Source organism: Campylobacter concisus (assembly GCF_001298465.1).
Taxonomy (GTDB): domain Bacteria; phylum Campylobacterota; class Campylobacteria; order Campylobacterales; family Campylobacteraceae; genus Campylobacter_A; species Campylobacter_A concisus.
Map to the genome: position 1 here is coordinate 637,785 of NZ_CP012541.1, position 20,999 is coordinate 658,783.

At 36.3% G+C, this 20,999-nt stretch carries 22 protein-coding genes and 2 pseudogenes; 20 read left to right on the plus strand and 4 right to left on the minus strand.

The window, feature by feature from the left end; genetic code table 11:
- Window positions 1–78 precede the first annotated feature (78 nt).
- The 15 genes and pseudogenes from CCON33237_RS03240 (at window position 79) to CCON33237_RS03300 (ending at window position 14,856) form a co-directional block, all read left to right on the plus strand.
- A complete protein-coding gene (locus tag CCON33237_RS03240; RefSeq protein ID WP_054196370.1) occupies window positions 79–774 on the plus strand; it encodes a DUF4230 domain-containing protein in 696 nt (231 codons plus the stop codon).
- Between the two features lie 16 nt (window positions 775–790).
- Window positions 791–1,714 carry a Dyp-type peroxidase gene (locus tag CCON33237_RS03245; RefSeq protein WP_054196371.1) on the plus strand — a complete coding sequence of 308 codons (924 nt, stop codon included), beginning with the start codon at window positions 791–793 and terminating at the stop codon, window positions 1,712–1,714.
- Window positions 1,715–1,759: 45 nt separating this feature from the next.
- Entirely contained in the window at window positions 1,760–2,182 is a 423-nt protein-coding gene (locus CCON33237_RS03250; RefSeq protein ID WP_054196372.1) for an EamA family transporter, read from the plus strand.
- Between the two features lie 235 nt (window positions 2,183–2,417).
- A pseudogene (locus CCON33237_RS10070) lies at window positions 2,418–3,122 on the plus strand (cache domain-containing protein); the annotation flags it as partial.
- Between the two features lie 795 nt (window positions 3,123–3,917).
- Window positions 3,918–4,358, plus strand: coding sequence for a methyl-accepting chemotaxis protein (locus CCON33237_RS10075; protein ID WP_374048479.1), 441 nt, complete (start codon window positions 3,918–3,920; stop codon window positions 4,356–4,358).
- A gap of 225 nt (window positions 4,359–4,583) precedes the next feature.
- Window positions 4,584–5,324, plus strand: a pseudogene (locus CCON33237_RS10080) (cache domain-containing protein); the annotation flags it as partial.
- A 657-nt stretch (window positions 5,325–5,981) separates the two neighbouring features.
- Window positions 5,982–6,506, plus strand: coding sequence for a methyl-accepting chemotaxis protein (locus tag CCON33237_RS10085; protein WP_159070040.1), 525 nt, complete (start codon window positions 5,982–5,984; stop codon window positions 6,504–6,506).
- A 539-nt stretch (window positions 6,507–7,045) separates the two neighbouring features.
- Window positions 7,046–9,826 carry a nitrate reductase catalytic subunit NapA gene (gene napA, locus CCON33237_RS03265; protein ID WP_054196375.1) on the plus strand — a complete coding sequence of 927 codons (2,781 nt, stop codon included), beginning with the start codon at window positions 7,046–7,048 and terminating at the stop codon, window positions 9,824–9,826.
- Window positions 9,827–9,835: 9 nt separating this feature from the next.
- Window positions 9,836–10,594: a ferredoxin-type protein NapG gene (napG, locus tag CCON33237_RS03270; protein ID WP_087577164.1), complete on the plus strand. Its 759-nt coding sequence runs from the start codon at window positions 9,836–9,838 to the stop codon at window positions 10,592–10,594.
- Window positions 10,591–11,382: a quinol dehydrogenase ferredoxin subunit NapH gene (gene napH, locus CCON33237_RS03275; RefSeq protein WP_054196377.1), complete on the plus strand. Its 792-nt coding sequence runs from the start codon at window positions 10,591–10,593 to the stop codon at window positions 11,380–11,382. The genes napG and napH overlap by 4 nt, the downstream gene beginning before the upstream one ends.
- Window positions 11,379–11,906, plus strand: coding sequence for a nitrate reductase cytochrome c-type subunit (locus tag CCON33237_RS03280; protein ID WP_054196378.1), 528 nt, complete (start codon window positions 11,379–11,381; stop codon window positions 11,904–11,906). The genes napH and CCON33237_RS03280 overlap by 4 nt, the downstream gene beginning before the upstream one ends.
- Window positions 11,906–12,373 (plus strand): 4Fe-4S dicluster domain-containing protein, encoded by a 468-nt coding sequence (locus CCON33237_RS03285; protein WP_054196379.1) that lies wholly within the window; start codon window positions 11,906–11,908, stop codon window positions 12,371–12,373. Before CCON33237_RS03280 ends, CCON33237_RS03285 begins: the two co-directional genes overlap by 1 nt.
- Entirely contained in the window at window positions 12,370–13,305 is a 936-nt protein-coding gene (locus tag CCON33237_RS03290) for a WD40 repeat domain-containing protein (RefSeq protein WP_054196380.1), read from the plus strand. Before CCON33237_RS03285 ends, CCON33237_RS03290 begins: the two co-directional genes overlap by 4 nt.
- The gene (locus tag CCON33237_RS03295) at window positions 13,302–13,643 is read left to right on the plus strand and encodes a chaperone NapD (protein ID WP_054196381.1); all 342 of its coding nucleotides are present in this window, start codon (window positions 13,302–13,304) and stop codon (window positions 13,641–13,643) included. The genes CCON33237_RS03290 and CCON33237_RS03295 overlap by 4 nt, the downstream gene beginning before the upstream one ends.
- A gap of 412 nt (window positions 13,644–14,055) precedes the next feature.
- A complete protein-coding gene (locus CCON33237_RS03300; RefSeq protein ID WP_054196382.1) occupies window positions 14,056–14,856 on the plus strand; it encodes a hypothetical protein in 801 nt (266 codons plus the stop codon).
- A gap of 74 nt (window positions 14,857–14,930) precedes the next feature.
- Here CCON33237_RS03300 and CCON33237_RS03305 read toward each other — a convergent pair whose 3' ends face one another.
- The 3 genes from CCON33237_RS03305 to CCON33237_RS03315 form a co-directional block, all read right to left on the minus strand.
- Window positions 14,931–15,473 carry an SCO family protein gene (locus CCON33237_RS03305; RefSeq protein WP_054196383.1) on the minus strand — a complete coding sequence of 181 codons (543 nt, stop codon included), beginning with the start codon at window positions 15,471–15,473 and terminating at the stop codon, window positions 14,931–14,933.
- Window positions 15,474–15,482: 9 nt separating this feature from the next.
- Entirely contained in the window at window positions 15,483–15,878 is a 396-nt protein-coding gene (locus CCON33237_RS03310) for a hypothetical protein (protein WP_021090968.1), read from the minus strand.
- A 71-nt stretch (window positions 15,879–15,949) separates the two neighbouring features.
- The gene (locus CCON33237_RS03315) at window positions 15,950–16,372 is read right to left on the minus strand and encodes a copper chaperone PCu(A)C (RefSeq protein WP_054196384.1); all 423 of its coding nucleotides are present in this window, start codon (window positions 16,370–16,372) and stop codon (window positions 15,950–15,952) included.
- A gap of 137 nt (window positions 16,373–16,509) precedes the next feature.
- Here CCON33237_RS03315 and pgp2 point away from each other — a divergent pair, with 137 nt between their 5' ends.
- From pgp2 to CCON33237_RS03340, 5 genes are read left to right on the plus strand one after another with little or no spacing between them, the layout of a single operon-like run.
- A complete protein-coding gene (gene pgp2 / locus CCON33237_RS03320) occupies window positions 16,510–17,475 on the plus strand; it encodes a cell shape-determining L,D-carboxypeptidase Pgp2 (RefSeq protein WP_021090919.1) in 966 nt (321 codons plus the stop codon).
- Window positions 17,476–17,477: 2 nt separating this feature from the next.
- Window positions 17,478–17,717, plus strand: a complete 240-nt coding sequence (cmeU, locus tag CCON33237_RS03325; protein WP_021091016.1) for a CmeU family protein — start codon at window positions 17,478–17,480, stop codon at window positions 17,715–17,717.
- Window positions 17,710–18,723 carry an alanine racemase gene (locus CCON33237_RS03330; RefSeq protein ID WP_054196385.1) on the plus strand — a complete coding sequence of 338 codons (1,014 nt, stop codon included), beginning with the start codon at window positions 17,710–17,712 and terminating at the stop codon, window positions 18,721–18,723. Before cmeU ends, CCON33237_RS03330 begins: the two co-directional genes overlap by 8 nt.
- Window positions 18,724–18,732: 9 nt before the next feature.
- Window positions 18,733–19,164 carry a hypothetical protein gene (locus CCON33237_RS03335; RefSeq protein WP_054196386.1) on the plus strand — a complete coding sequence of 144 codons (432 nt, stop codon included), beginning with the start codon at window positions 18,733–18,735 and terminating at the stop codon, window positions 19,162–19,164.
- 50 nt (window positions 19,165–19,214) lie between these two features.
- Window positions 19,215–19,556 (plus strand): flagellar protein FlaH, encoded by a 342-nt coding sequence (locus CCON33237_RS03340; RefSeq protein ID WP_069174589.1) that lies wholly within the window; start codon window positions 19,215–19,217, stop codon window positions 19,554–19,556.
- A 565-nt stretch (window positions 19,557–20,121) separates the two neighbouring features.
- Here CCON33237_RS03340 and htpX read toward each other — a convergent pair.
- The gene (htpX, locus tag CCON33237_RS03345) at window positions 20,122–20,991 is read right to left on the minus strand and encodes a zinc metalloprotease HtpX (protein ID WP_054196388.1); all 870 of its coding nucleotides are present in this window, start codon (window positions 20,989–20,991) and stop codon (window positions 20,122–20,124) included.
- Between the last annotated feature and the right edge of the window lie 8 nt (window positions 20,992–20,999).

A 20,999-nucleotide genomic window follows, 5' to 3' on the forward strand; every position in this document is an offset into this window, starting at 1 on the left:
CAAGATAGCAAAAAACAAGCTAAAATTCCTTTTGCATTACAAATTTAAGCTAAAATAGTAAGCTTTAAAGGAGAAAGAATGAGTGAATATGTAAATTTGATATTAGCCCTTTTGCTTGCGGTTCTTGTATTTGCATTTTACAGGGCAAATAAGGCTTTAAAAAAAGCCAAAGATGAGAGTCAAAATGTATCTGTTAGCACGGAAATTTCGCAGCTAAAAAGTATAGGCGAGCTATCTGTCTTTCAGGTATATAGCAAAGAGATCGTCACAAAAACCGACCATGCGTTTGGAAATTTTGGCAAAGAGTATCTAAGGTGGCTGGTAAGCGAAAAGAAGCTTTCGATGATATTTGAGTTTGAGATAAATTTCATCTACGATCTAACTAGTCCAAAACTTGAAATCATGCAGATCGCAAACTCTAGCTACAAGATAAAAATGCCCCCATGTAAGTATAAATTCTCAATCGCCGATATGAAATTTTACGATGAGAAAAACGGCAAATTTATACCATTTTTACTGCCTGATTCGCTAAATGGCTTTTTTGGAAGCACATTTACAGAAGAGGACAAAAACAGACTTATAGAAGAGGCCAGAAGTGAAGTAAAAAAGATGAGTGTTCGTCTTATCTCACAGCTTCAAGGCAAGATCCATAAATCGGCTCGCGACACGCTTGAAGCGATAGCAAAGAGCTTTGGGGCAAACAAGGTCGAATTTGTTTTTGATGATAACGATGAGCAGATAAATTCACAGCTAAATTTAGAAAATATCGCATAAATTTAAAGGAGAAAAAATGAGTTTTAATTCACAAGAGGTTACACAAACTCCAGGCAACAATACCGTCTTTCAAACTTGGGTTTTAAAAGATGATAAAAAGGCGTGCAAAGAGGGCTTTGCTAGGCTTTGTGCTTTGGTTATAAATTTAAATAAAACTGCAAAGGTTAGATTTGGTGCGGGTGAAAATGTAAACTGCGTCCTTGGCGTCGGACACGATGCGTGGAGAAAGCTGGCCATCACAAAAACCTTGCCAAAAGAGCTTGTAAATTTTAAAGCGATCAAAGGCGACAAACACGAGGCTGTTAGCACAAAAGGTGATTTGCACATTCATATCCGTGCATTAAACGCGGCTGACTGCTTTGACATGGCACAAAGTGTAAAGGGTGTGCTATATAAATTTGCTGATATTGTAGACGAGGTGCAAGGCTTTAAATACCACGACGGCAGAGCGATAATAGGCTTTGTTGATGGCACTGAAAATCCTGAGGGCGAGGAGAGAGATTTCTTTGCTAAAGTTGGCGACGAGGATGCTAAATTTAAGGGCGGAAGCTACGTTTTTGTGCAAAAATACTTTCATAAAATGCAAGAGTGGAACGCCACAAGCGTAAGCGAGCAAGAAAAGGTTATAGGCCGCTCAAAAGAACTTGATATCGAGATGAGCGATGATGTAAAACCTAACAATTCACACTCAGCCGCAGCAAATGTTGGCGATGATAAAAAGGTTGTGCGCGGCAATATGCCATTTACTGAGGGTAGCAAAACTGGCACTTATTTCATCGCTTATGCGAGCACATTTTCAACAGTTGAGCTTATGCTTAAAAAGATGTTTATCGGCGAGCCAAAGGGCAACTCAGATAGGCTACTTGACTTTAGCACACCTGTTACTGGTGCGCTATATTTTGTGCCAACAGTTGATATGTTAAGCGATTATGAGGGCTAAATTTAAATGGGTGAGGCAACTTGCCCTTTTAAATTTTAAATAAAAATGCCAGAGTGGTTTATCTACGCAGCTCTTTCAGCTATATTTGCTGCACTCACTGCGATCTTTGCAAAGCTTGGTGTAAAGGATATCGACAGCGATTTTGCAACATTTATAAGAACGATCGTTGTCATTTTGATGCTTGTTTTGCTTTTAAGCGTGGCTAAAAAATGGCAACCATTAAGTTCGCTATGCCCTAAAAACTGGCTCTTTCTCATATTAAGTGGCATAGCAACTGGACTTTCTTGGCTTATGTATTTTAAAGCGATGCAAGTTGGCAAGGTCTATCAAGTAGCCTTGGTTGATAAATTTAGCGTTGTGCTTGCTATCATTTTGGCTGTTGTTTTTCTTGGGGAGAGACTAAATTACAAAGAAATTTTAGCCATTTGCCTTATTATTTCAGGTGTTATTTTATTGATTTTCAAGTAAAAATTTATACTCTATGTCTAGCAAAAGAATAAAAAGTAAAACTAGCTTATTTAATGATATTTTGTGATCTAAAATTTATTCAAAAATTTTTAATTGTCAAGATATCTTTATTAATTTTTAAAAAGCATTAAATAGAGGGTAAATTTAATACTAGTTTTAATTCTTTTTCGATAAATTAAAGCGATTTTAACTTTTTAAAGGAGGAAAGATGAAGTCCATAACTTCAAAGATAGCGATGATTATCATCTCATTGCTAGTTATTTCGTTTGCTGCTATTTCGGCAGTCAGCTACTATACAGCGGAAAGTAAGGTAGTAGAGTTGGTCAGCCAGACCCAGGATCAGATTCTAAGTGACATCAAAGCAACCACGGATTCTTTTTTTGAAGATTATTTAGAAGTTGCCAAAAAGTCTGCTTCAGATATAGCACAAACACCAAATAATGATGACTCGTACATGGAAAGGACAAAAATACAAAAAGAAAATGTTAGTCATCTAGTTTCTAATATTTTTTATGGTCGCGAGAGTGATGGACATTTTTTCCAATCAGATGGAACTAGAACAACTCCAGCCGATAATTACGATCCTAGAACTAGAGGCTGGTATAAAGCAGCAAAGAGTGCAAATGGTGCTATCTATACCGAACCTTATAAAGCTGCTATGTTTAACGCTTTAGTAATTAGTTTTGCCGCTCCAGTAAATAAAAATGGAAATTTTGATGGCGTTTTGGGACTTGATTTAAACATAGATGCTTTAAGTAAAAAAATCCTTGAAATGGGTAAAACAAAATACGGCTATGTTTATCTAATGAATAAAGACGGCCTAATACTAATGCATAACGACCCAAACAACGTCGGTAAAACCGTTCCCGCAAGCAAATATCTAGCCGAGGCGTTTGCAGCTAAAAAATTTGACGAAAACGGGCTAATCCCTTACACCAACTATAAGGGCGAAAACGTAACAGCAAAAGTAATGGCCATAAACGATCAAGGCTGGCTAGCCGTAGCCGCTATCGGAGCAGATACTTTTTCGTCTAATACATTGCCTTTATTAAAAGCTCAAATAATCCTAGCCGTAGCTTTTATAGTCATACTTTCGGCTATCGTATTTGTTCTTCTTAAAAAATCTCTTAGTCCTATTAGAACTATTCAAACTAAGCTTGAAGACGCGTTTAAATTTATCACTTACGAAACGCCTAACGCTCCGGAAAAGCTAGCAGTTACTAGCGAGGACGAATTCGGCAAGATGAGCGAATCTATCAACGAAAATATAGAAAAAGTTCTTAACGGCGTAAAAAGAGATAGCGCTTTAATAGAGGAAATGAACGGTATCGCAAACCTTATGATAAAAGGCCATATGGGAGCTAAGATTAATTCAGTCCCTAATAACCCGGCTCTCGTACAGCTAAAAGATCTGCTAAACCGCTTCTTTACTTCAATCTCCGATAATTTAAAAGGCATAGCCGTAGTTTTGGCCTCTTATAATAAAAACGACTATACTCCTAGATTAGAGCTAAAACCAGAGCTTGAAAGCGACCTAAAAGATATGATAGTAGGCCTTCAAAGCGCGGGAGACGCCGTAAGCAATATGCTAAGAGAAAATCTAAAAGAAGCAGAAAGCCTAGAAGCGAAGGCTAAAATTTTAGCAGAATCTATGAAGAGTCTAACCGACGGAGCTCACAAGCAAGCAGACTCCATCCAAGAAAGCGCAGCTGCTATAGAAGAGATGAGTAGTTCTATGAACGCCATTAGTCAAAAAGCTAGCGACGTAACAAGACAAAGCGAAGAGATTAAAAACATCATCGTTATTATTAGAGATATAGCTGATCAAACCAATCTACTTGCTCTAAATGCGGCTATCGAAGCGGCACGTGCTGGTGAACACGGCAGAGGCTTTGCCGTAGTTGCCGACGAGGTTAGAAAACTAGCAGAGCGAACTCAAAAATCACTTGGCGAGATCGAAGCTAACGCAAATGTTTTAGCTCAAAGCATCAATGAGATGAGTGAAAGCATCAGAGAGCAAAGCGAAGGCATAAATATGATAAATCAAAGCGTAAGTCAGATCGACAGTATTACAAAACAAAATATTAATATTGTTGGTACAACAAATGAAATTACTGACCAAATAGATGACATGGCTAAGACGATAGTAGCCGACGTTAGAAAAAATAAATTTTAATCTTAGACCGAATTTAGGGGTTTGCTTCCCCTAAATTCTAATTTTATATCGCTGATTTTAACTATCTAAAATGAAAAAATAATTTAAAATTATTATTTAATGTATACATCACTATTTTGTAATTAATATTATTTAAGACTATTTAATATAAAAAAATATAAAATCGTATCTTAATTTTTTGTAAAAGGAAAGTAAATGCGATCAATCGCAAACAAAATATCTTTAATGCTAATACTGGCATTATTTATATCATTCTCGCTAATATCTTTAGCTAGTTATAACACAGCTCATGATAAAGCCATTGAGCTAGTAATACAAACTCAAAAGCAAATCTTAAAAGATGTGAAAATCACACTAAATAGCTTTTTTACCAATAATCAGTATGCTATAGAGAAAATGGCTGAGACTCTTAGTAAGATAAGCGAGAAAAGTGATGGCTCGATGAATGCTGATGGTATAAATTTAGCTTTATCTCAAGCAAAAGCTGTATCTGGAAAAGAGATTACACTTATCTATGCTGGATATGAAGATGGAGCTATGTTTAGATCAAATGGGCAAAACAAAGCTGGATACGATCCAAGAGTTAGAGGATGGTATAAACAAGCTAAAGCCGAGAATAAACCAATATATACTGATCCATACATGGCAGCTTCATTAAATGCGATGGTTATAACTTTTGCTGCACCTATTAAAAATATTGGAGTTACGGGCATAGATGCCTCTATTGAGGAGTTGAGCAATAATATATCGCAAATCAGTAAGACTGAATACAGCTATGCTTTTGTTACAGATCAAAATGGCAACGTTATAATGCACCCAAATAAAGAATTAGTTGGCAAACCTCATGAGATCGCAAAGAGTCTAATAAAACAATATAATGAAAAGAAATTTGATGAAAATGGATTAATAGCATATAAAAATACAAAAGGCGAAGATGTCTATGCTTATATGTTAGAGATAAACGACAAAGGTTGGTTGGCAATAACAGCAATGGATCAAAATATCTTTAGCTCGCATACTTTGCCTATTTTAAAAGTTCAAATTATTTTAGCCTTTATATTTATAGTTGTCTTGTCTGCATTTGTATATTTCTTGCTAAAAAGATCGCTTAATCCGATTAAAACCATTACAGACGCTTTGGTTAGTTTCTTTAGATTTTTAAATTTTGAGATAAAAGAACCAGTTGTTTCGAAGGTAGCAACAAAAGATGAATTTGGCGTAATGAGCAAACTAATAAATGATAATATTGCTAAAATTTTTGACAATGCCGATCAAGACTCTAGAGTGGTATCTCAATCTGTTGAGACTGCAAAGGCGATAGAAAATGGAAATTTAAAAGCAAGAATAGTAGATGTTCCAGCCAATCCAAAACTAATTGAATTAAAAGATGTCTTAAATAAAATGCTAGATGTTTTGGAGAAAAGAGTAGGTAGCGATTTAAATATGATCCAAAAAACTTTTAATGATTTTAGAAATTCTGATTTTACTTCAAGAATTTTGGATGCCAAAGGCAATGTCGAACTAGTAACAAACGAGCTTGGCGAAGAGATAGCTAATATGCTTGCGTTTAACTTAAAACAAGCACAATTCTTAGAAGAAAAAGCCAAAAATTTAGATGCATCAATGAAGCAAGTAACTCAAGGTGCTAGCACACAAGCAAATTCTCTCCAAGAAAGTGCTGCTGCGATCGAGCAAATGAGTAGCTCAATGAGCGCAATTAGTCAAAAGACTGTAGATGTTATAAAACAATCTGAAGAGATTAAAAATATCATCGTTATTATTAGAGATATAGCCGATCAAACAAATTTACTTGCTCTAAACGCTGCTATCGAAGCGGCGCGTGCTGGTGAGCATGGGCGAGGCTTTGCTGTGGTCGCAGATGAGGTGAGAAAACTAGCCGAGCGCACCCAAAAGTCACTTGGCGAGATCGAAACTAATGCAAATATACTTACTCAAAGCATTAACGAGATGAGTGAGAGCATCAGAGAGCAAAGCGAAGGCATAAATATGATAAATCAAAGCGTAAGCCAGATTGATAGCATTACAAAGCAAAATGTTGATATCGTGAGTTCAACAAATGAAATCACCGCCCAAATCGATGAAATGGCTAAGACAATAGTAGCTGATGTTAAAAAGAATAAATTTTAACCTTATAGCTTAACACCTAAAATTTTATTAATATTTCATCCTCAAATTTTGAGGATGAAAATAACTCCTTTTTATCTCTAATCTTAAAATTATTTTTTGTTTTATAAATATAATAAAATTTTTAAAAATAATCTAATATTTATAGCTTTATAGTGATATTGCTAGTTAAATTTTTATAGATTATGTTTGTCGTAATGTAATGAAAATTATTAGAATTTATTCTTACAATTATTGCTATTTCAGTAAAGAGATAAAATTTTTAATAATACTTTATGTTACTTTTTTACTCAAATATTCAAAAATAATTTTACTTTATTTCCTTTAGCTTTTTTGATAACAGCTCTAAAATTTTTAAATTTTATTAAATAGTATTTTCTTTTAAAATCGTGCTTTGTAAGAAAATTAATATTTTTATGTAGAAAAATATTTACATTTTTAGATTAAGTTTTTTGAAATTTTTATAAATGTAAATCAGTTGTAAATAAGTTTTGCAAGGTTAATATCAATTAAATTTGTTTTAAATCTTTAAAGGAGAAAGAATGAATCGACGAGAATTCATAAAAAGTGCTGCGGCTAGTGCTGCTTGTGCTAGTGCTGGTATAGCCGTACCAAGCTCGCTAAGTGCAGCAAGCGAAGCCGAAAAAGGCTGGCGCTGGGATAAGGCTGCCTGTAGGTTTTGTGGAACAGGCTGTGGCATCATGGTCGCTACAAAAGAGGGCAAGATAGTAGCTGTAAAAGGAGATCCAGAAGCACCAGTAAATCGTGGTCTAAACTGCATTAAAGGCTACTTTAATGCTAAGATCATGTACGGCGAAGACAGGATCACTCATCCGCTTTTACGTGTAAATGAAAAAGGCGAATTTGATAAAAAAGGTAAATTTAAGCAAGTAAGCTGGAAGCAAGCATTTGATGTTATGGAGGCTCAGTTTAGAAAATCATACAATGAACTAGGCCCTCACGGTATCGGAGTTCTAGGCTCTGGTCAATATACTATTCCAGAAGGCTATGCTGCCGTTAAACTTATGAAAGGTGGCTTTAGAAGCAATAGCATTGATCCAAACGCAAGGCACTGCATGGCAAGTGCGGTTCTTGGCTTTATGCAAGTTTTTGGTATAGATGAGCCATCAGGCTGTTTTGATGATATCGAGCTAACTGATACTATCGTGGCTTGGGGCGCAAATATGGCTGAAATGCACCCAATCCTTTGGGCACGTGTGAGCGATAGAAAGCTTAGCGATCCTGATAGAGTAAAGGTCGTAAATTTAAGCACCTACTCAACTAGAACATCAAATTTGGCCGATATCGAGATCATTTTTGCTCCGTCATCTGACCTAGCTATCTGGAACTACATCGCTCGCGAGATAGTTTATAACCACCCAGAGATGATCGATGAAGAATTTGTTAAAAAGCACTGTGTCTTCACAGCTGGCCCAGTTGATATCGGATATGGCCTTCGTCCAGACATTCATCACAAAAAATATGCTCCAAGCGAGCTAGATACTGCTGCGACTGAGAAGTCAAAGGTACTAAGCGAGGCTGAGGGCGTTACGCTTTCTTATCTTGGGCTAAAAGCTGGTGATACACTTGAAAATAAAAATGCTGCAAAGGCTGGCGATCACTGGCAAATAACATTTGAAGAGTTTAAAAAAGCTCTTGATCCTTACACACTTGACTTTACAGCTAAGGTGGCAAAGGGCGATCCAAACGAAGATATAGAAGAATTTAAGAAAAAATTAAAAACACTTGCCGATCTTTATATCGAAAAAAACCGCAAGGTCGTAAGTTTCTGGACTATGGGCTTTAACCAACATCAACGCGGTACATGGGTAAATGAGCAAGCTTATATGGTGCATTTCTTGCTTGGTAAGCAAGCACTTCCAGGCTCAGGAGCATTTTCTCTAACTGGCCAACCAAGTGCATGTGGTACTGCAAGAGAGGTTGGAACTTTCGTTCACCGCTTACCAGCTGATATGGTTGTCGCCAATCCAAAACATAGAGAGACAACTGAAAAAATTTGGAAACTACCTGCTGGCACACTAAATGCCGTTCCAGGCTCACACTACGTAAAAATGATGCGTGATGTTGAAGATGGCAAGGTTAAATTTATTTGGGTTCAAGTAAATAACCCATGGCAAAATACTGCAAACGCAAACCACTGGATCAAAGCAGCTCGCGAAATGGATAACTTCATCGTCGTAAGCGATCCTTATCCAGGAATTTCTGCAAAAGTAGCCGACCTTATTCTTCCAACTGCGATGATCTATGAAAAATGGGGTGCTTACGGTAACGCTGAGAGAAGAACACAACACTGGAGACAGCAAGTACTTCCTGTTGGTGAAGCGATGCCTGATATTTGGCAAATGATGGAGTTTAGCAAGCGCTTTAAGCTAAAAGATGTTTGGGGTGAGAAAAAAGTAAATGACAAAGTTACACTTCCAAACGTGCTCGATGCTGCAAAAGCTATGGGATATAGCGAAGAAGATACGCTATTTGATGTACTTTTTGCTAACGAAGAGGCTAAGAAATTTAGTGCAAACGATCCTATTATGGAAAACTACGACAATACAGAAGTATTTGGCGATAGCAGAAAAGTGATCGGTTCAGATGGCAAAGAATTTAAAGGATATGGATTTTTCATCCACAAATATCTTTGGGAAGAGTATAGAAAATTTGGCGTTGGACACGGCCATGACCTTGCAGACTTTGACACTTACCACAGAGTAAGAGGTTTAAGATGGCCAGTAGTTGATGGCAAAGAGACTCAGTGGAGATTTAACACTAAATTTGACCCATATGCTAAAAAAGCTGCTCCAAATGAGAAATTTGCATTCTATGGCAACAAAAATGCAGCACTTCCAACAGGAGATCTAAAAGGCGTACAAAATAAAGAGAAAACGTCTCTTGCAAATAAAGCAAAAATTTTCTTCCGCCCTTACATGGATCCATGCGAGATGCCAAGCAAAGACTATCCATTCTGGTTATGTACTGGCCGTGTGCTAGAGCACTGGCATACAGGTACGATGACTATGCGTGTTCCTGAGCTTTATAGAGCTGTTCCAGAGGCGCTTTGCTATATGCACGAAGATGATGCTAAAAAACTTGGTGTAATGCAAAATGAGGTCGTTTGGGTCGAATCACGCCGTGGCAAGATAAAAGCAAGAGTTGATCTAAAAGGTAGAAATAAGCCGCCAGTAGGTCTTGTTTATGTGCCTTTCTTTGATGAAAACGTATATATAAACAAAGTATGTCTTGACGCTACTTGCCCAATCTCAAAAGAGACTGATTATAAAAAGTGTGCGGTTAAAATTTACAAAGCATAGGTGAGCGATATGGGATTTTCAAGTAGGCGAGAGGCTTTAAAATTTGGAGCAAAAGTAGCGCTTTTGGCTCTTGGTGGAGGCTTTGTTTGGTCGCTTAGTGCCAAAGCTTCGCCACTTATGCTTCTTAGACCTCCTGGTGCAAAAGAAGAGAAGCAATTTTTACAAAGCTGCATTAGGTGTGGGCTTTGCGTAGAGGCTTGTCCATTTGATACGCTAAAGCTCTCATCGCTAGAAGATGGCATAAGTATTGGAACACCTTATTTTGAGCCTAGAAAAATTCCTTGCTATATGTGTGAAAATATCCCTTGTGTGCCAGCCTGTCCGACTGGAGCTTTGGACGTAAATTTAGTAAGCACAAAAGGTAAGCTTGACATAAATAAGGCCAAAATGGGTGTTGCGGTGGTTGATATGAAAAACTGCGTGGCACACTGGGGCATACAGTGCGATGCTTGTTACAGGGCTTGTCCTCTTTTGGATAAAGCCTTATATCTTGAGTATCGCCGTAACGAAAGGACACAAAAGCATGCCTTTTTACTTCCAGTGGTCGATAGCGACATCTGCACCGGATGTGGCCTATGCGAGCGAGCCTGTATCACTAAAAAAGCAGCCATTACCGTGCTAAATCGTGACGCGGTGCTTGGCAAAGTAGGCGATAACTATGTCAAAGGCTGGATCAAAGAAGACGAAAGACGCATAGACGACGCAGACAGCAAAATAAAGCTTGACATTAAAAAAGCGACTGATTATCTAAATGGTGGTGAGCTATGAAATTTTTAATCTTAAGGCGAATAACTCAAATTTCTATCCTAGCACTATTTGTCCTAGGAAATTTTTACGGAGTTAAGATACTTAGTGGAAATTTAAGCTCATCTTTGCTTTTTGGAAAAATTCCACTAAGCGATCCATTTGCTTTGGTTCAAATTTTACTTGCAAGCTTTAGTGCTGGCATAAATGCAATTATTGGAGCTGGCATTATCTTTGCATTTTACGCGCTAGTTGCTCCAAGAGCGTTTTGTTCGTGGATATGCCCAATAAATTTACTAACCGATATCGCTTTTAAACTAAGAGGGAAATTTGGCTTTAAGGGCGAAAAAGTCTTAAATGTGAGTAAAAATTTACGTTATTACTTGCTGGCTCTTGCTCTTATATTAAGCCTTGCTTTGTCTTATCCAGTATTTGAGAGCGTTAGCTATATTGGCATTATTCAGCGTGGCATTATTTACGGCTCAGCTAGTGCTTTAGGCATAGCAGTTGCGATCATTGCTTTTGATATGTTTGTGTTAAAGCGTGGCATTTGCTCGCACGTTTGTCCACTTGGTGCCTTTTATGCCATTATCTCAAAATTTGCCCTCATTAGAGTAAAACATGATGCCCAGGCTTGCACAAAATGTATGAAATGTAAGCTTATTTGCCCAGAAATGCAAGTGCTTGACATGATCGGTAAAGAGAGCCGCTCAGTTAGCTCAAGTGAGTGCATAAGCTGTGGCAGGTGCATTGATGTTTGTGGAGACGGGGCTTTGAAATTTAGTATTAGAAATTTAAGGAGAGAAAAATGAAAATAAAAATAATGATGCTTGGAGGATTGTGTGCTGCGTTTTTTGCGGCATGTACTTTTAATAATCCAAGTATTAGTGATTCGCAAATCGGCCTTAGAAATATCGATTTGCTAGACGATAAAGACGTTGTATTAAAAGATGTGAACTACACAAAAGAGCCAGCTGGTATGTCAAAGAAATTTGATAGGTCTTTTGAAAATGCACCACCATTTATCCCACACGATACTGAGGGTTTAGTACCTATCACAAAAGATATGAATATGTGCGTAACCTGCCATATGCCTGAGTTTGCAAAAGATAGTGGAGCAACACCGATACCATCATCTCACTTTTATGATATCAGAAACAAAAAAGATCTTGCAGGCAAGCTTGATGATGAAAGATATAACTGCACAACATGCCACGTTGAGCAACAAAATGGTGTAACGCAGCTCGTTGGTAATAAATTTAAGCCTGATTTTAGAGATAAAAACGGCACTCATAAGTCAAACTTGCTAGATGTTTTAAACGATGGTGTTAAATAATGCAAAGCAGGCGAGAGCTTTTTAGTAAAATTTTGGGGGCAAAATCTGCTCCCAAATTTATAACTCCGCCTTTTTTTAGCGGTGAGTTTGACTGCGATGGATGCGATGCTAGCTGCGTAAACGCTTGTGAAAAAGAGCTTCTTAGCTTTGAAAATGAAAGGGTAGTTTTTAAAGTTAAAAAGCTGGGCTGTGACTTTTGTGAAGAGTGCGCAAAGGCTTGCGAGAGTCTTGGTAAGAAGACATTAAGCTTAAACTCACCAAAGAGTATAAATGCAAAAGTTAGCATCGATGTTTCTAGCTGTCTAGCGTGGAACGATACGATCTGCTACAACTGCCTTGATGCTTGTAAATTTAAAGCAGTCGAATTTCTTGGCGTTTTTCGTCCTATTGTTAATCAAAACTGCGTAAGTTGCGGCGAGTGCTTTGATGTTTGCTTTAAAAAATCACTTCAAATGGAGGCCTTATGAGAGCTTTGTTTTTTATTTTTTGTCTATTAAATTTTATCTTTGCAAGTGAGATCACCACTCCATACAAGCAAATAGAGGCTAGTGCAAATGTGCTAAGCACAACGCTAATAAATGGTAAACTCTTTATCGCGACTGATGGAGGGACGGTTGAAATTTATGATCCTAAAGAGTCTAAATTTGAAGAGATCATTAAGATGGATGATATAAAAACTTATGTTAGTGATCATGAAAGACCAAAAATTTTAAACGTTGATGAGTTAAATGGCAAGATACTCATCCTAAGTGAGGGTGACTATGCTACAAAGGTGCTTTATACAAGAGAAAATGGGCAGATAAAAAGCATAAAAATACCAAATCAAGCGACAAAAAAGGCATTATTTTTAGATAATGAGCATGTTGCGCTTGCTTCAATTAGTAATGAAATTTACTTTTTAAACCTAAAAAGTAGCGAAATTTATGATAGCTTTAAAATTTCAATCGCGATGCTCTCAGATATGGAGATAAATGAAGATAGAAGCACGCTAGCTATCGCTTGCGAGAGTGGTAAGGTCTATTTTTACAATGTTCGCACTAAAAAAATGGACAAAATTTTAGATATCCACACTGATAATATCTACGATATCGCTTATAAAAATGGCGTCATGATAAGTGGAGGCACCGACAGGATAGTGGGGATATTTTCAGCTGGAAGCCTAAAAAAGATAAATACTGGCTTTTTGGTCTATGGCGTCGGCCTTAGCGATGATGGCAGAGTGGCAGCCTATATGAGCGATGAGATGAGCGATGTAAATTTAGTTGATAGTAAAAGCTTAGAAAATATCGCAATGCTAAAAACTGGACAAAGTACGATAAATAGCATAGTTTTTATAAGCGATAACGAAGTCGCAACTTCAGCCTATGAGAATAAAATTTTGTTTTGGAGAATTAAATGAATATTTCAAGTTTGATAGTTTATACGGACAATAAAAATGAAAGTGTAAAAAACGAAATAAAAAAGCTAAAAGAGTGTGAAATAATAACTGACGCAGACGATAGAATCGTAGTGGTAGTTAGCTCAGATAGTATTGAAGATGAGATAAAAAATTTTAAAAAGATAGAAGTTATCAGCGGAGTAGTGAGCGTTGCGATGGTTTATAGCTATCAAGAAGATGCCGAAGAAAATAGGAAAAAACTAGAAGAAAATGGCAAGATAAGTGAAATTTTAACAAGTGATGAGGTAAAGGCTGAGGATATTACTTATGGCGGCAGCGTACATCATAGAGTGAAATAGTAAAACTTAAATTTTTAGCTTTTGTATTGTGATTAAAATTTATAGTGCAAAAGCCTACCTTTCGTATAGATCTTCTTAACAAATTCATTGCTAGTACTGCTTATATTTAATCAACTTTGTTTGGCTTGTAGATTTAAGTATAAAAATTTTTAAAAAAAGATAAATTGCCCTTCAGAAAAAAAACGATTTACTTCGTAAATCTTTTAAAGGAGCAAAAATGCTAGATAAAATAGGCGAAGGGATAAATGAAGGTCTGCAAAATGCAATTTCAAGTGTTATTGTAAGTAAGCAAGCAGATTGAGAAAAAGGTGGTGTACCAACAATTAGCAGTATAGAAAGCATCATAGATAAGTATAGCTACCTAAATGCAAGTATTTCAGGTGGTGCAGGACTTATTCCTGGGCCTTTTGGTATGGCAGCTGCAGTACCTGAGATTGTTTCAATTATTAGAAATCAGATAGCAATGACTGCAGATATTGCGAGGGCTTATGGTTATAAAGAGCCGCCAAAAGAGATTATTATGGAGGCTTTGTTTGCAGCCTCAGGTAACATAGCAACAGGTCTTATAGTAATTCAAGGACAAAAGTTAATTGTAAAGCGTGCTAGTCCTAGTGTTCTACAAAAGTTAATACAAATTTTGGGTGGAAAAATTACTCAGCAAGCATTAAAATCAATGGCAACAAAGTGGATACCCCTTGCAGGTGCTACAGCAATGGCTGCTTGGAGTAAATATAGTACAAATAAAATTGGCAAAAAGGCAAAAGAGCTTTTTAGTAAAGAGATAGCTTTTGATGAAGATTTGGTAGAAACTGAACTTACTGCAGTAGAAAAAGACGAGATTTTATCTCAAATTCCAAATTTCATAAATGGTCTTGAAAAGGCAAATGCAGAGCTTGCAAATTTTATAGATGAGAAACAGCAAATTGTAAAGCCTAAGATTGAAATTTTTATAAATTTAATGAAAATTGATGGATATTGCGACGAAAGAGAGAAGAAAATCATTTATGAGTTTATAGATGACGCCAAATTAAATAGTGATGAAAAAGCTAGATTGCTATCTCTTACAAATAGTAACGAAAAGGTAGAAGTAAATCTTGATGTATTTAAGGGCAATGCTCTTGAAATTTCAACACTGATGATAGACCTTGTGGCGATCGCTAAAGCTGATGAAAAAATATATTTAAAAAGTATAGCAAGTGAATTAAATTTTTAGTTTAGAAGATCTTGAGATGATATTTGCATAAAGAATTTTAGTAGGCCAGTTTTGGCTTACTAAATTTTCTAGCCCTAAGGTCTATCTTTGATCAAATTTAATAAATTTTCTCCAATGTTTTCATTTGTTAGATTTGAAATTTCTTTATAAAAATTTCCTTTTTTGTCTATTAAATATATTGAAGAGCTGTGAGCAACAGAGTAGCCCATGGCTGAGTTTTCAAGACGGACTTTTTGAAATTTTACACCATAGGTTTTTGCCACTTCTTTTAAGGCATTTAGTTTTAATCCATCGGCGTCTTTGTAGAAATTTTTTGCCATTAGAGTTAAATTTTCAGGAGTGTCGCGTTCAGGATCAAGCGTAATAAAAAGCAGCTCAAAGTCATCTCTTTTTAGTTTGTTTAGTTCATCGCCAATCAAAGAGAGCGCAGTAGGGCAGACATCGGGGCAAAAAAGATAACCAAAATATATAACTTTGTACTTTCCGTCATAATTTTTAAGACTTACTTCACCGTTTTGTGAAAGTGCCTTAAAATCATACTTGTTTGGCTTTATTAGCAAAAGTGCAACACCTATACAAATTAAGATTATTATTAAGCCCCAAAATGCCTTTTTCATCGTTACCCTTTATAATTTTAGATCAAGATCTACAAAAAAACCAGTTTCTTTTTCGTCATCAAGCACTTTAAATCTATATCTCATAAGCTCGACAACACAAGCACTTAGCACTACTTGAGCAGTTAAGTTATCGCCTCTTGGCTCAAGTCTTGCTTTGATCGATCCCATATTCATATTTATGCCATCTATCTCAAGACTAGGATTTTTTAGCCCTAAATTTTTACCATTAATGATTTTAAAGCTAAAAGGTCTCATAGCATAAATAGGTCTTGGCGAGATGTCTATTTTTAGCTTTACGCCTTTAAATTCCATCTCACAAGATTTATTGTTTAGATCACATTTTAAAGGATCTAGCGATGTGTTTACATCGGCAAATTCAGGTGGATCTTCCTTGCTTGTTGTCATAAGCTTATAGCCTATCGAAAAAGCACCTAAAACAATAAAGATAAATGAAAAAATAATTATGATTTTTTTCATTATTTAAAGTTTTTAGTTACTCCAATATTATCAAGCTTTATGCTCTCGCCATTGCTAAATTTTAGCTCTAAATCAACTTTATCACCATCTTTTAATGGTTTATTTAGATCCATAAGCATAATGTGTAAACCGCCAGGAGCTAGTTTTGTTTCACCATTTTTTGGGATCACTGCATCTTCGATTTGAACCATAGCCATCATACCATCATTCATTTTGTGTGTATGAATTTCTGTACTTTTGCAAACGCTTGAGTGAGCGCCAATAAGCTTTACATCAGAATTTGAAGCATTTTTGATATTCATAAAAATTGCACTATTGTTTGTGCCAGGTTTTGTATCTCTAGCTCTAACATTTTCTAGGCTGATATCAGCCGCCATAAGAGCAGAAGCTGCAAGCATCGCACCAAAAACGATTTTTTTCATATTTTTCCTTTATGATAAAATTAATAATGGTTTTCACATTATACATTTAAAACTACTTAATTTACCTTTAAAATCTAAAAATATAAATTTTTTAGGATATAATTACGGACTAAATTTTACTTTTTGGGATATTTCACTTGAAAAAAATTATATTTTTCTTCATCGCGTTATCGCCTTGTCTTTTTGCCCAAAATTACGAAGAAATTTACTTAAAAAATGGCTCAGCTGCTGTTATTGATGCCATCGAAAAAAATATTTTAAGTAAGGATTACTGGCTAAAAAAGCTTGAGGGCAAGGATGTAAGATATGGATATTATGACAATGAGATACTTCTAAGTGTAGTTGATAAAACTAAAAAGAAGCTTGAAGTGATCTCTTATAATGGCGGCATTACAAAAAAGCTTTTTAGCTCAAGCGTTATAGTTGGCAAAAATGGTGATAAGCTTCTTGAAGGCGATCTAAAAACACCGGTTGGAGTGTATCAGCTTACACGTAGATTTACGCCAAATGATAGATATCTTGGCCCACTTGCATTTTCGCTTTCATATCCAAATTTGCTTGATAAGCTTGCAAAGCGAAATGGCGGTGGCATTTGGATACATGGCTATCCACTTGATGGTCAAAGGACAGATGAGCTAAAAACAAAAGGCTGCGTGGCTATGCAAAATGATACTTTGATGAAATTTGATGATGTAGTGGATCACAAAAAAACACTTGCATTTATTTATGAAGATAAGCGCCCAGAAGCTAGTGCAAAAGATATTGCAGTGATCATTTCTGGACTTTTGGGTTGGAAAAAGACATGGAGCGAGAGCGACATTGAAAACTATCTTAAATTTTATGATAAAAACTTTGAGCGATACGATGGTATGAGCTTGGAAAAATTTAAAAGTATGAAGCGGGCCATTTTTTCTAAAAAAGAGAAAAAACGCATTAGTTTTTCAAATTTTCTCATCACGCCTTATCCAAATCTTAAAAACGATAGGCTTTTTCGTGTGAGTTTTTATGAGGATTATGTATCAGATACACATAAATTTGCTGGGCAAAAGACGCTTTATGTGAAGCTTTACAACGATGATATGAAAATTTTTATAGAGGAGTAAAAGTGGAAAAATCTCAAGAAGTAAAAGAAAAAATCGAAAAAATTTTAGAGGCAAGAGCTGCTTTTTTTGCTGAGCTTGACCGCCAAGTTCCAAAGAAAGATGGTACTGATGTTTTTGATTTTAGCAAAGTAAAAGAGGCTGATCTGAAAGAAATTTATGCTAAATTTTATGCATTTGATTACAACGTAAGAAAACTTTTACCGGATGTTTATACTGCTTTTAATGTGAATTTTAATGTCTGAAATACGTCTGAATAAAGCTTCATATATCCATAACCTCACTCAAATTTGTGCTAAAGCTGGTGGCAAAGCGAAAGTAATAGTTGTATTAAAAGACAATGCTTATGGCCATGGTGCAAGGCTTATTGCAAATGAAGCTAAAAAATTTGGCATAGAAATTTGTGCTGTAAAAAGTGAGTTTGAAGCAGATGAAATTTCTGACATATTTGAAAATATTCTCATTCTCTCACATATCCCAACCGGAAATGAAAGTAGTAAATTTATCTATGCGATAAACGACATAGAGGCACTTTTAAAGATAAAAGATGGCTCAAAAATCAACCTTGCAATTGACACTGGTATGCATAGAAATGGGCTTGATATAAGCGAGCTTGATTACGCCTTTGAAATTTTAACAAGAAGGAATTTAGAGCTTCTTGGAGCTTATACTCATTTTCGCGCAAGTGATGAGCTAAATGCTGATTATTTTGTGCAAAGGGAAAATTTTAGGGCTGCAAAAGAGAAAATTTTAGCTCTTTGCGATGAGTTTGGTATAAAAAAACCGATCTTTCACTCTCACAACTCAGCTGCTCTTGAGAGAGCAGGCGAGCTTGAAGATGATATGGTGCGTATTGGTATTGCCCAGTATGGATACTCTCAGTTCAATGATAGTTTGGGGTTAAAGCCGGTACTTTCACTATGGGCAAAAAGAGTTAGCAAGCGTATTTTAAAAAGTGGTCAAGGTGTTGGATATGGTGCTAAATTTAGCGCAAAAGAAGATATAAATGTAGCCACTTATGATCTTGGATATGGCGATGGATTGCTAAGATACAATGGATGTGGCGAGCTAAGACTTGCCAATAACGAGCCAATACTAGGCAAAATTTCTATGGATAGCTTTAGCTGTAAAGATAGCGGCGAATGGGTCTGTGTCTTTGAGGATGCAAATATTTGGGCGAAATTTTTTGATACGATAAGTTATGATATTTTAGTAAAACTCTCGCCAAATATAACTAGAAAATTTATATAAAGGTAATGTGTGAAAAAGATCGTTTTATTAGCTCTTGCTAGCCTTGCTTTTGGTGTGCAAGAGAGTGAGTTTAAAATTTATGAGCAGATACTAAATCAGCTTGACACTAAGCAGATCCCAACCTTTGTCGTCCAAACTGCAAAGCCAAATTTACCAAGCAGGGTCGATGAGATGATCACGCTAAAAGATGTAAGTAGCAGTGGGCTAAACATACATGGTGAGTTTGTTTTAAACGAGACCAAGACAAAGAGGATAAAAGGCTACAATAAAGCTCAAATTTTAGCTTTAAAAGATGAGTTTTATAAAAATGGAAAAGATGCGCTTTGCAATTCAGGTATGGCTAGAGCTGTGCTAAATCGTGGCATCACGCTAAGTGGTAGTTACGGCTTTGAGGGTAGGCATTTTTTTGATATAAATTTGGATAAAAGTAGTTGCGAGTAGTCATTTTTTTACTGTTTTTTTACTCGCTTGCCCTGGCTCTTACGCCAGATATGGCAGCGAAAAATCATGCAACTTACTACAAAAAAAAGCTCCCATTTATCTGTACGCCAACACTGACACTTAACGATATCTTGAATGTCGGTGATACGCTCATCTATAGATACGCCGTCAAACATGCAAGAAAGCAAGAGATCAAAAGGCTTGAAGAGAAAGAGCTTTTAGAATTTATCGAAGCTATCAAAAAAGAGAATTTGCGAACTGCTTGCAAAGATAAAGAGATCTTAAATATGCTAAGCATCGGTGTCTCCTTGGATGAGCTTTTCTATTCAGAAAATGGTGAGCTGATCTTTGAGTACACTATAGAAGATCGTGACTGTAAGAAATTGCAGTGAAATTTGGAGTTAAATTTTAGTTTTTAACTTGTAATTTTGATCTTTTTCAAATTTTAAAATTCTATTTACTCACAAGAATCGACTACTGATTTTAGGCCTCGAAAAGTTTGCCACTAAAATCAGAGCCTAAATTACTCACTCATGAAATTTAAAAATTGCCTGACGCTTATCCGATATGCAAACACTTGCATTGCATTAGTATGTTTGTATGCCACGACTAACGTTGTCGGGGTTAGGGAATTTGTTAATGGGGAGAGGGAACGACTTCTTAATTTGATCCTCTTTCTCCTTAACAACAGAATTTATATTTATTTTGTGTAATTACAAGCTTGCAAAGTATAATTCAAGTTTTCTTTTTCTTGAACAAACAAATTTGTAAATTTTAAAATCTTATTCATTTGTCTTAGCAGACTATTTTTAATTCTCATGGATACTCGCCACTAAATTTAGAGTCGTTATATACTCGCTCATAAAATTTAAAATTTCTTGTAAATGTCTATATTTAAAGCCAAAAAATATAGCAGAAAGAAGAAATTTAGCCCAAATTTTACTAAGGGCTAAATTTTTACATGCCTCTTTTTATCTCTTGTTCAAGTCTTTCAAGCTCAGCAATCCTATCGCTAGTGCTTGGGTGCGTTCTAAAAAGTACGCCAAGCTTGTTAGTTAGCGAGCCAAATGGATTTACGATAAACATATGAGCACTTTGTTCGCTTGCATTTTGCATAATGTAAGAATTTGAGTAGCTCTCAAGCTTTCTTAGAGCGCTTGCTAGCCACTCTGGGTGTCCTGTTAGATAGGCAGCACCCTTGTCTGCCTTGTACTCGCGCTCCCTTGAGATCGCCATTTGGATGATTGTGGCAGCTATTGGCATGAGTATAGCAAGTGCTAGCATAACGATGGCATTACCGCCGCCTCTTCTTGAACCGCCACTCTGCCCAGCAATACCGCCAACTTTAGCAAAATTTGCAAGCATTGCGATAGCACCAGCTAGTATGGCAGCGATTGAGCCAGTTAGGATGTCGTAGTGTCTTACGTGACTTAGCTCGTGAGCTAGCACGCCTTCGATCTCGTTTTCATTTAAAATTTTTAAAAGTCCCTCGGTTACCGCGACAGCTGCGTGGCTTGGATTGCGGCCTGTGGCAAAGGCGTTTGGTACCTCTTCTGGGATGATGTAAATTTTTGGCATCGGCAAATTTGCCTTTTGTGTGAGGCGAGATACGATCTTATAAAGCCCGTGAGCGTTACTCTCATCAACTGGGATAGCGTTATATCTTTTAAGCACCAGAGTATCACTAAAAAAATATGAAAAGATATTTGTACCAGCCGCCATCAAAAAGGCGATCATCATGCCATGCTCACCTCCAATATATCCGCCAACAGCGATAAAAATCAGCATTAAAGTAACCATTAAAAAAGCAGTTTTAAAAATTTCCATTTTTGTCC

What these genes read in the sequence shown, in the direction of transcription:
- CCON33237_RS03240 (WP_054196370.1), top strand. Translation starts at nt 79, where the DNA reads ATGAGTGAATATGTAAATTTGATATTAGCCCTTTTGCTTGCGGTTCTT.
- CCON33237_RS03245 (WP_054196371.1), top strand. Translation starts at nt 791, where the DNA reads ATGAGTTTTAATTCACAAGAGGTTACACAAACTCCAGGCAACAATACC.
- CCON33237_RS03250 (WP_054196372.1), top strand. Translation starts at nt 1,760, where the DNA reads ATGCCAGAGTGGTTTATCTACGCAGCTCTTTCAGCTATATTTGCTGCA.
- CCON33237_RS10075 (WP_374048479.1), top strand. Translation starts at nt 3,918, where the DNA reads ATGAACGCCATTAGTCAAAAAGCTAGCGACGTAACAAGACAAAGCGAA.
- CCON33237_RS10085 (WP_159070040.1), top strand. Translation starts at nt 5,982, where the DNA reads ATGAAGCAAGTAACTCAAGGTGCTAGCACACAAGCAAATTCTCTCCAA.
- napA (WP_054196375.1), top strand. Translation starts at nt 7,046, where the DNA reads ATGAATCGACGAGAATTCATAAAAAGTGCTGCGGCTAGTGCTGCTTGT.
- napG (WP_087577164.1), top strand. Translation starts at nt 9,836, where the DNA reads ATGGGATTTTCAAGTAGGCGAGAGGCTTTAAAATTTGGAGCAAAAGTA.
- napH (WP_054196377.1), top strand. Translation starts at nt 10,591, where the DNA reads ATGAAATTTTTAATCTTAAGGCGAATAACTCAAATTTCTATCCTAGCA.
- CCON33237_RS03280 (WP_054196378.1), top strand. Translation starts at nt 11,379, where the DNA reads ATGAAAATAAAAATAATGATGCTTGGAGGATTGTGTGCTGCGTTTTTT.
- CCON33237_RS03285 (WP_054196379.1), top strand. Translation starts at nt 11,906, where the DNA reads ATGCAAAGCAGGCGAGAGCTTTTTAGTAAAATTTTGGGGGCAAAATCT.
- CCON33237_RS03290 (WP_054196380.1), top strand. Translation starts at nt 12,370, where the DNA reads ATGAGAGCTTTGTTTTTTATTTTTTGTCTATTAAATTTTATCTTTGCA.
- CCON33237_RS03295 (WP_054196381.1), top strand. Translation starts at nt 13,302, where the DNA reads ATGAATATTTCAAGTTTGATAGTTTATACGGACAATAAAAATGAAAGT.
- CCON33237_RS03300 (WP_054196382.1), top strand. Translation starts at nt 14,056, where the DNA reads ATGGCAGCTGCAGTACCTGAGATTGTTTCAATTATTAGAAATCAGATA.
- CCON33237_RS03305 (WP_054196383.1), bottom strand. Translation starts at nt 15,473, where the DNA reads ATGAAAAAGGCATTTTGGGGCTTAATAATAATCTTAATTTGTATAGGT.
- CCON33237_RS03310 (WP_021090968.1), bottom strand. Translation starts at nt 15,878, where the DNA reads ATGACAACAAGCAAGGAAGATCCACCTGAATTTGCCGATGTAAACACA.
- CCON33237_RS03315 (WP_054196384.1), bottom strand. Translation starts at nt 16,372, where the DNA reads ATGAAAAAAATCGTTTTTGGTGCGATGCTTGCAGCTTCTGCTCTTATG.
- CCON33237_RS03330 (WP_054196385.1), top strand. Translation starts at nt 17,710, where the DNA reads ATGTCTGAAATACGTCTGAATAAAGCTTCATATATCCATAACCTCACT.
- CCON33237_RS03340 (WP_069174589.1), top strand. Translation starts at nt 19,215, where the DNA reads ATGGCAGCGAAAAATCATGCAACTTACTACAAAAAAAAGCTCCCATTT.
- htpX (WP_054196388.1), bottom strand. Translation starts at nt 20,991, where the DNA reads ATGGAAATTTTTAAAACTGCTTTTTTAATGGTTACTTTAATGCTGATT.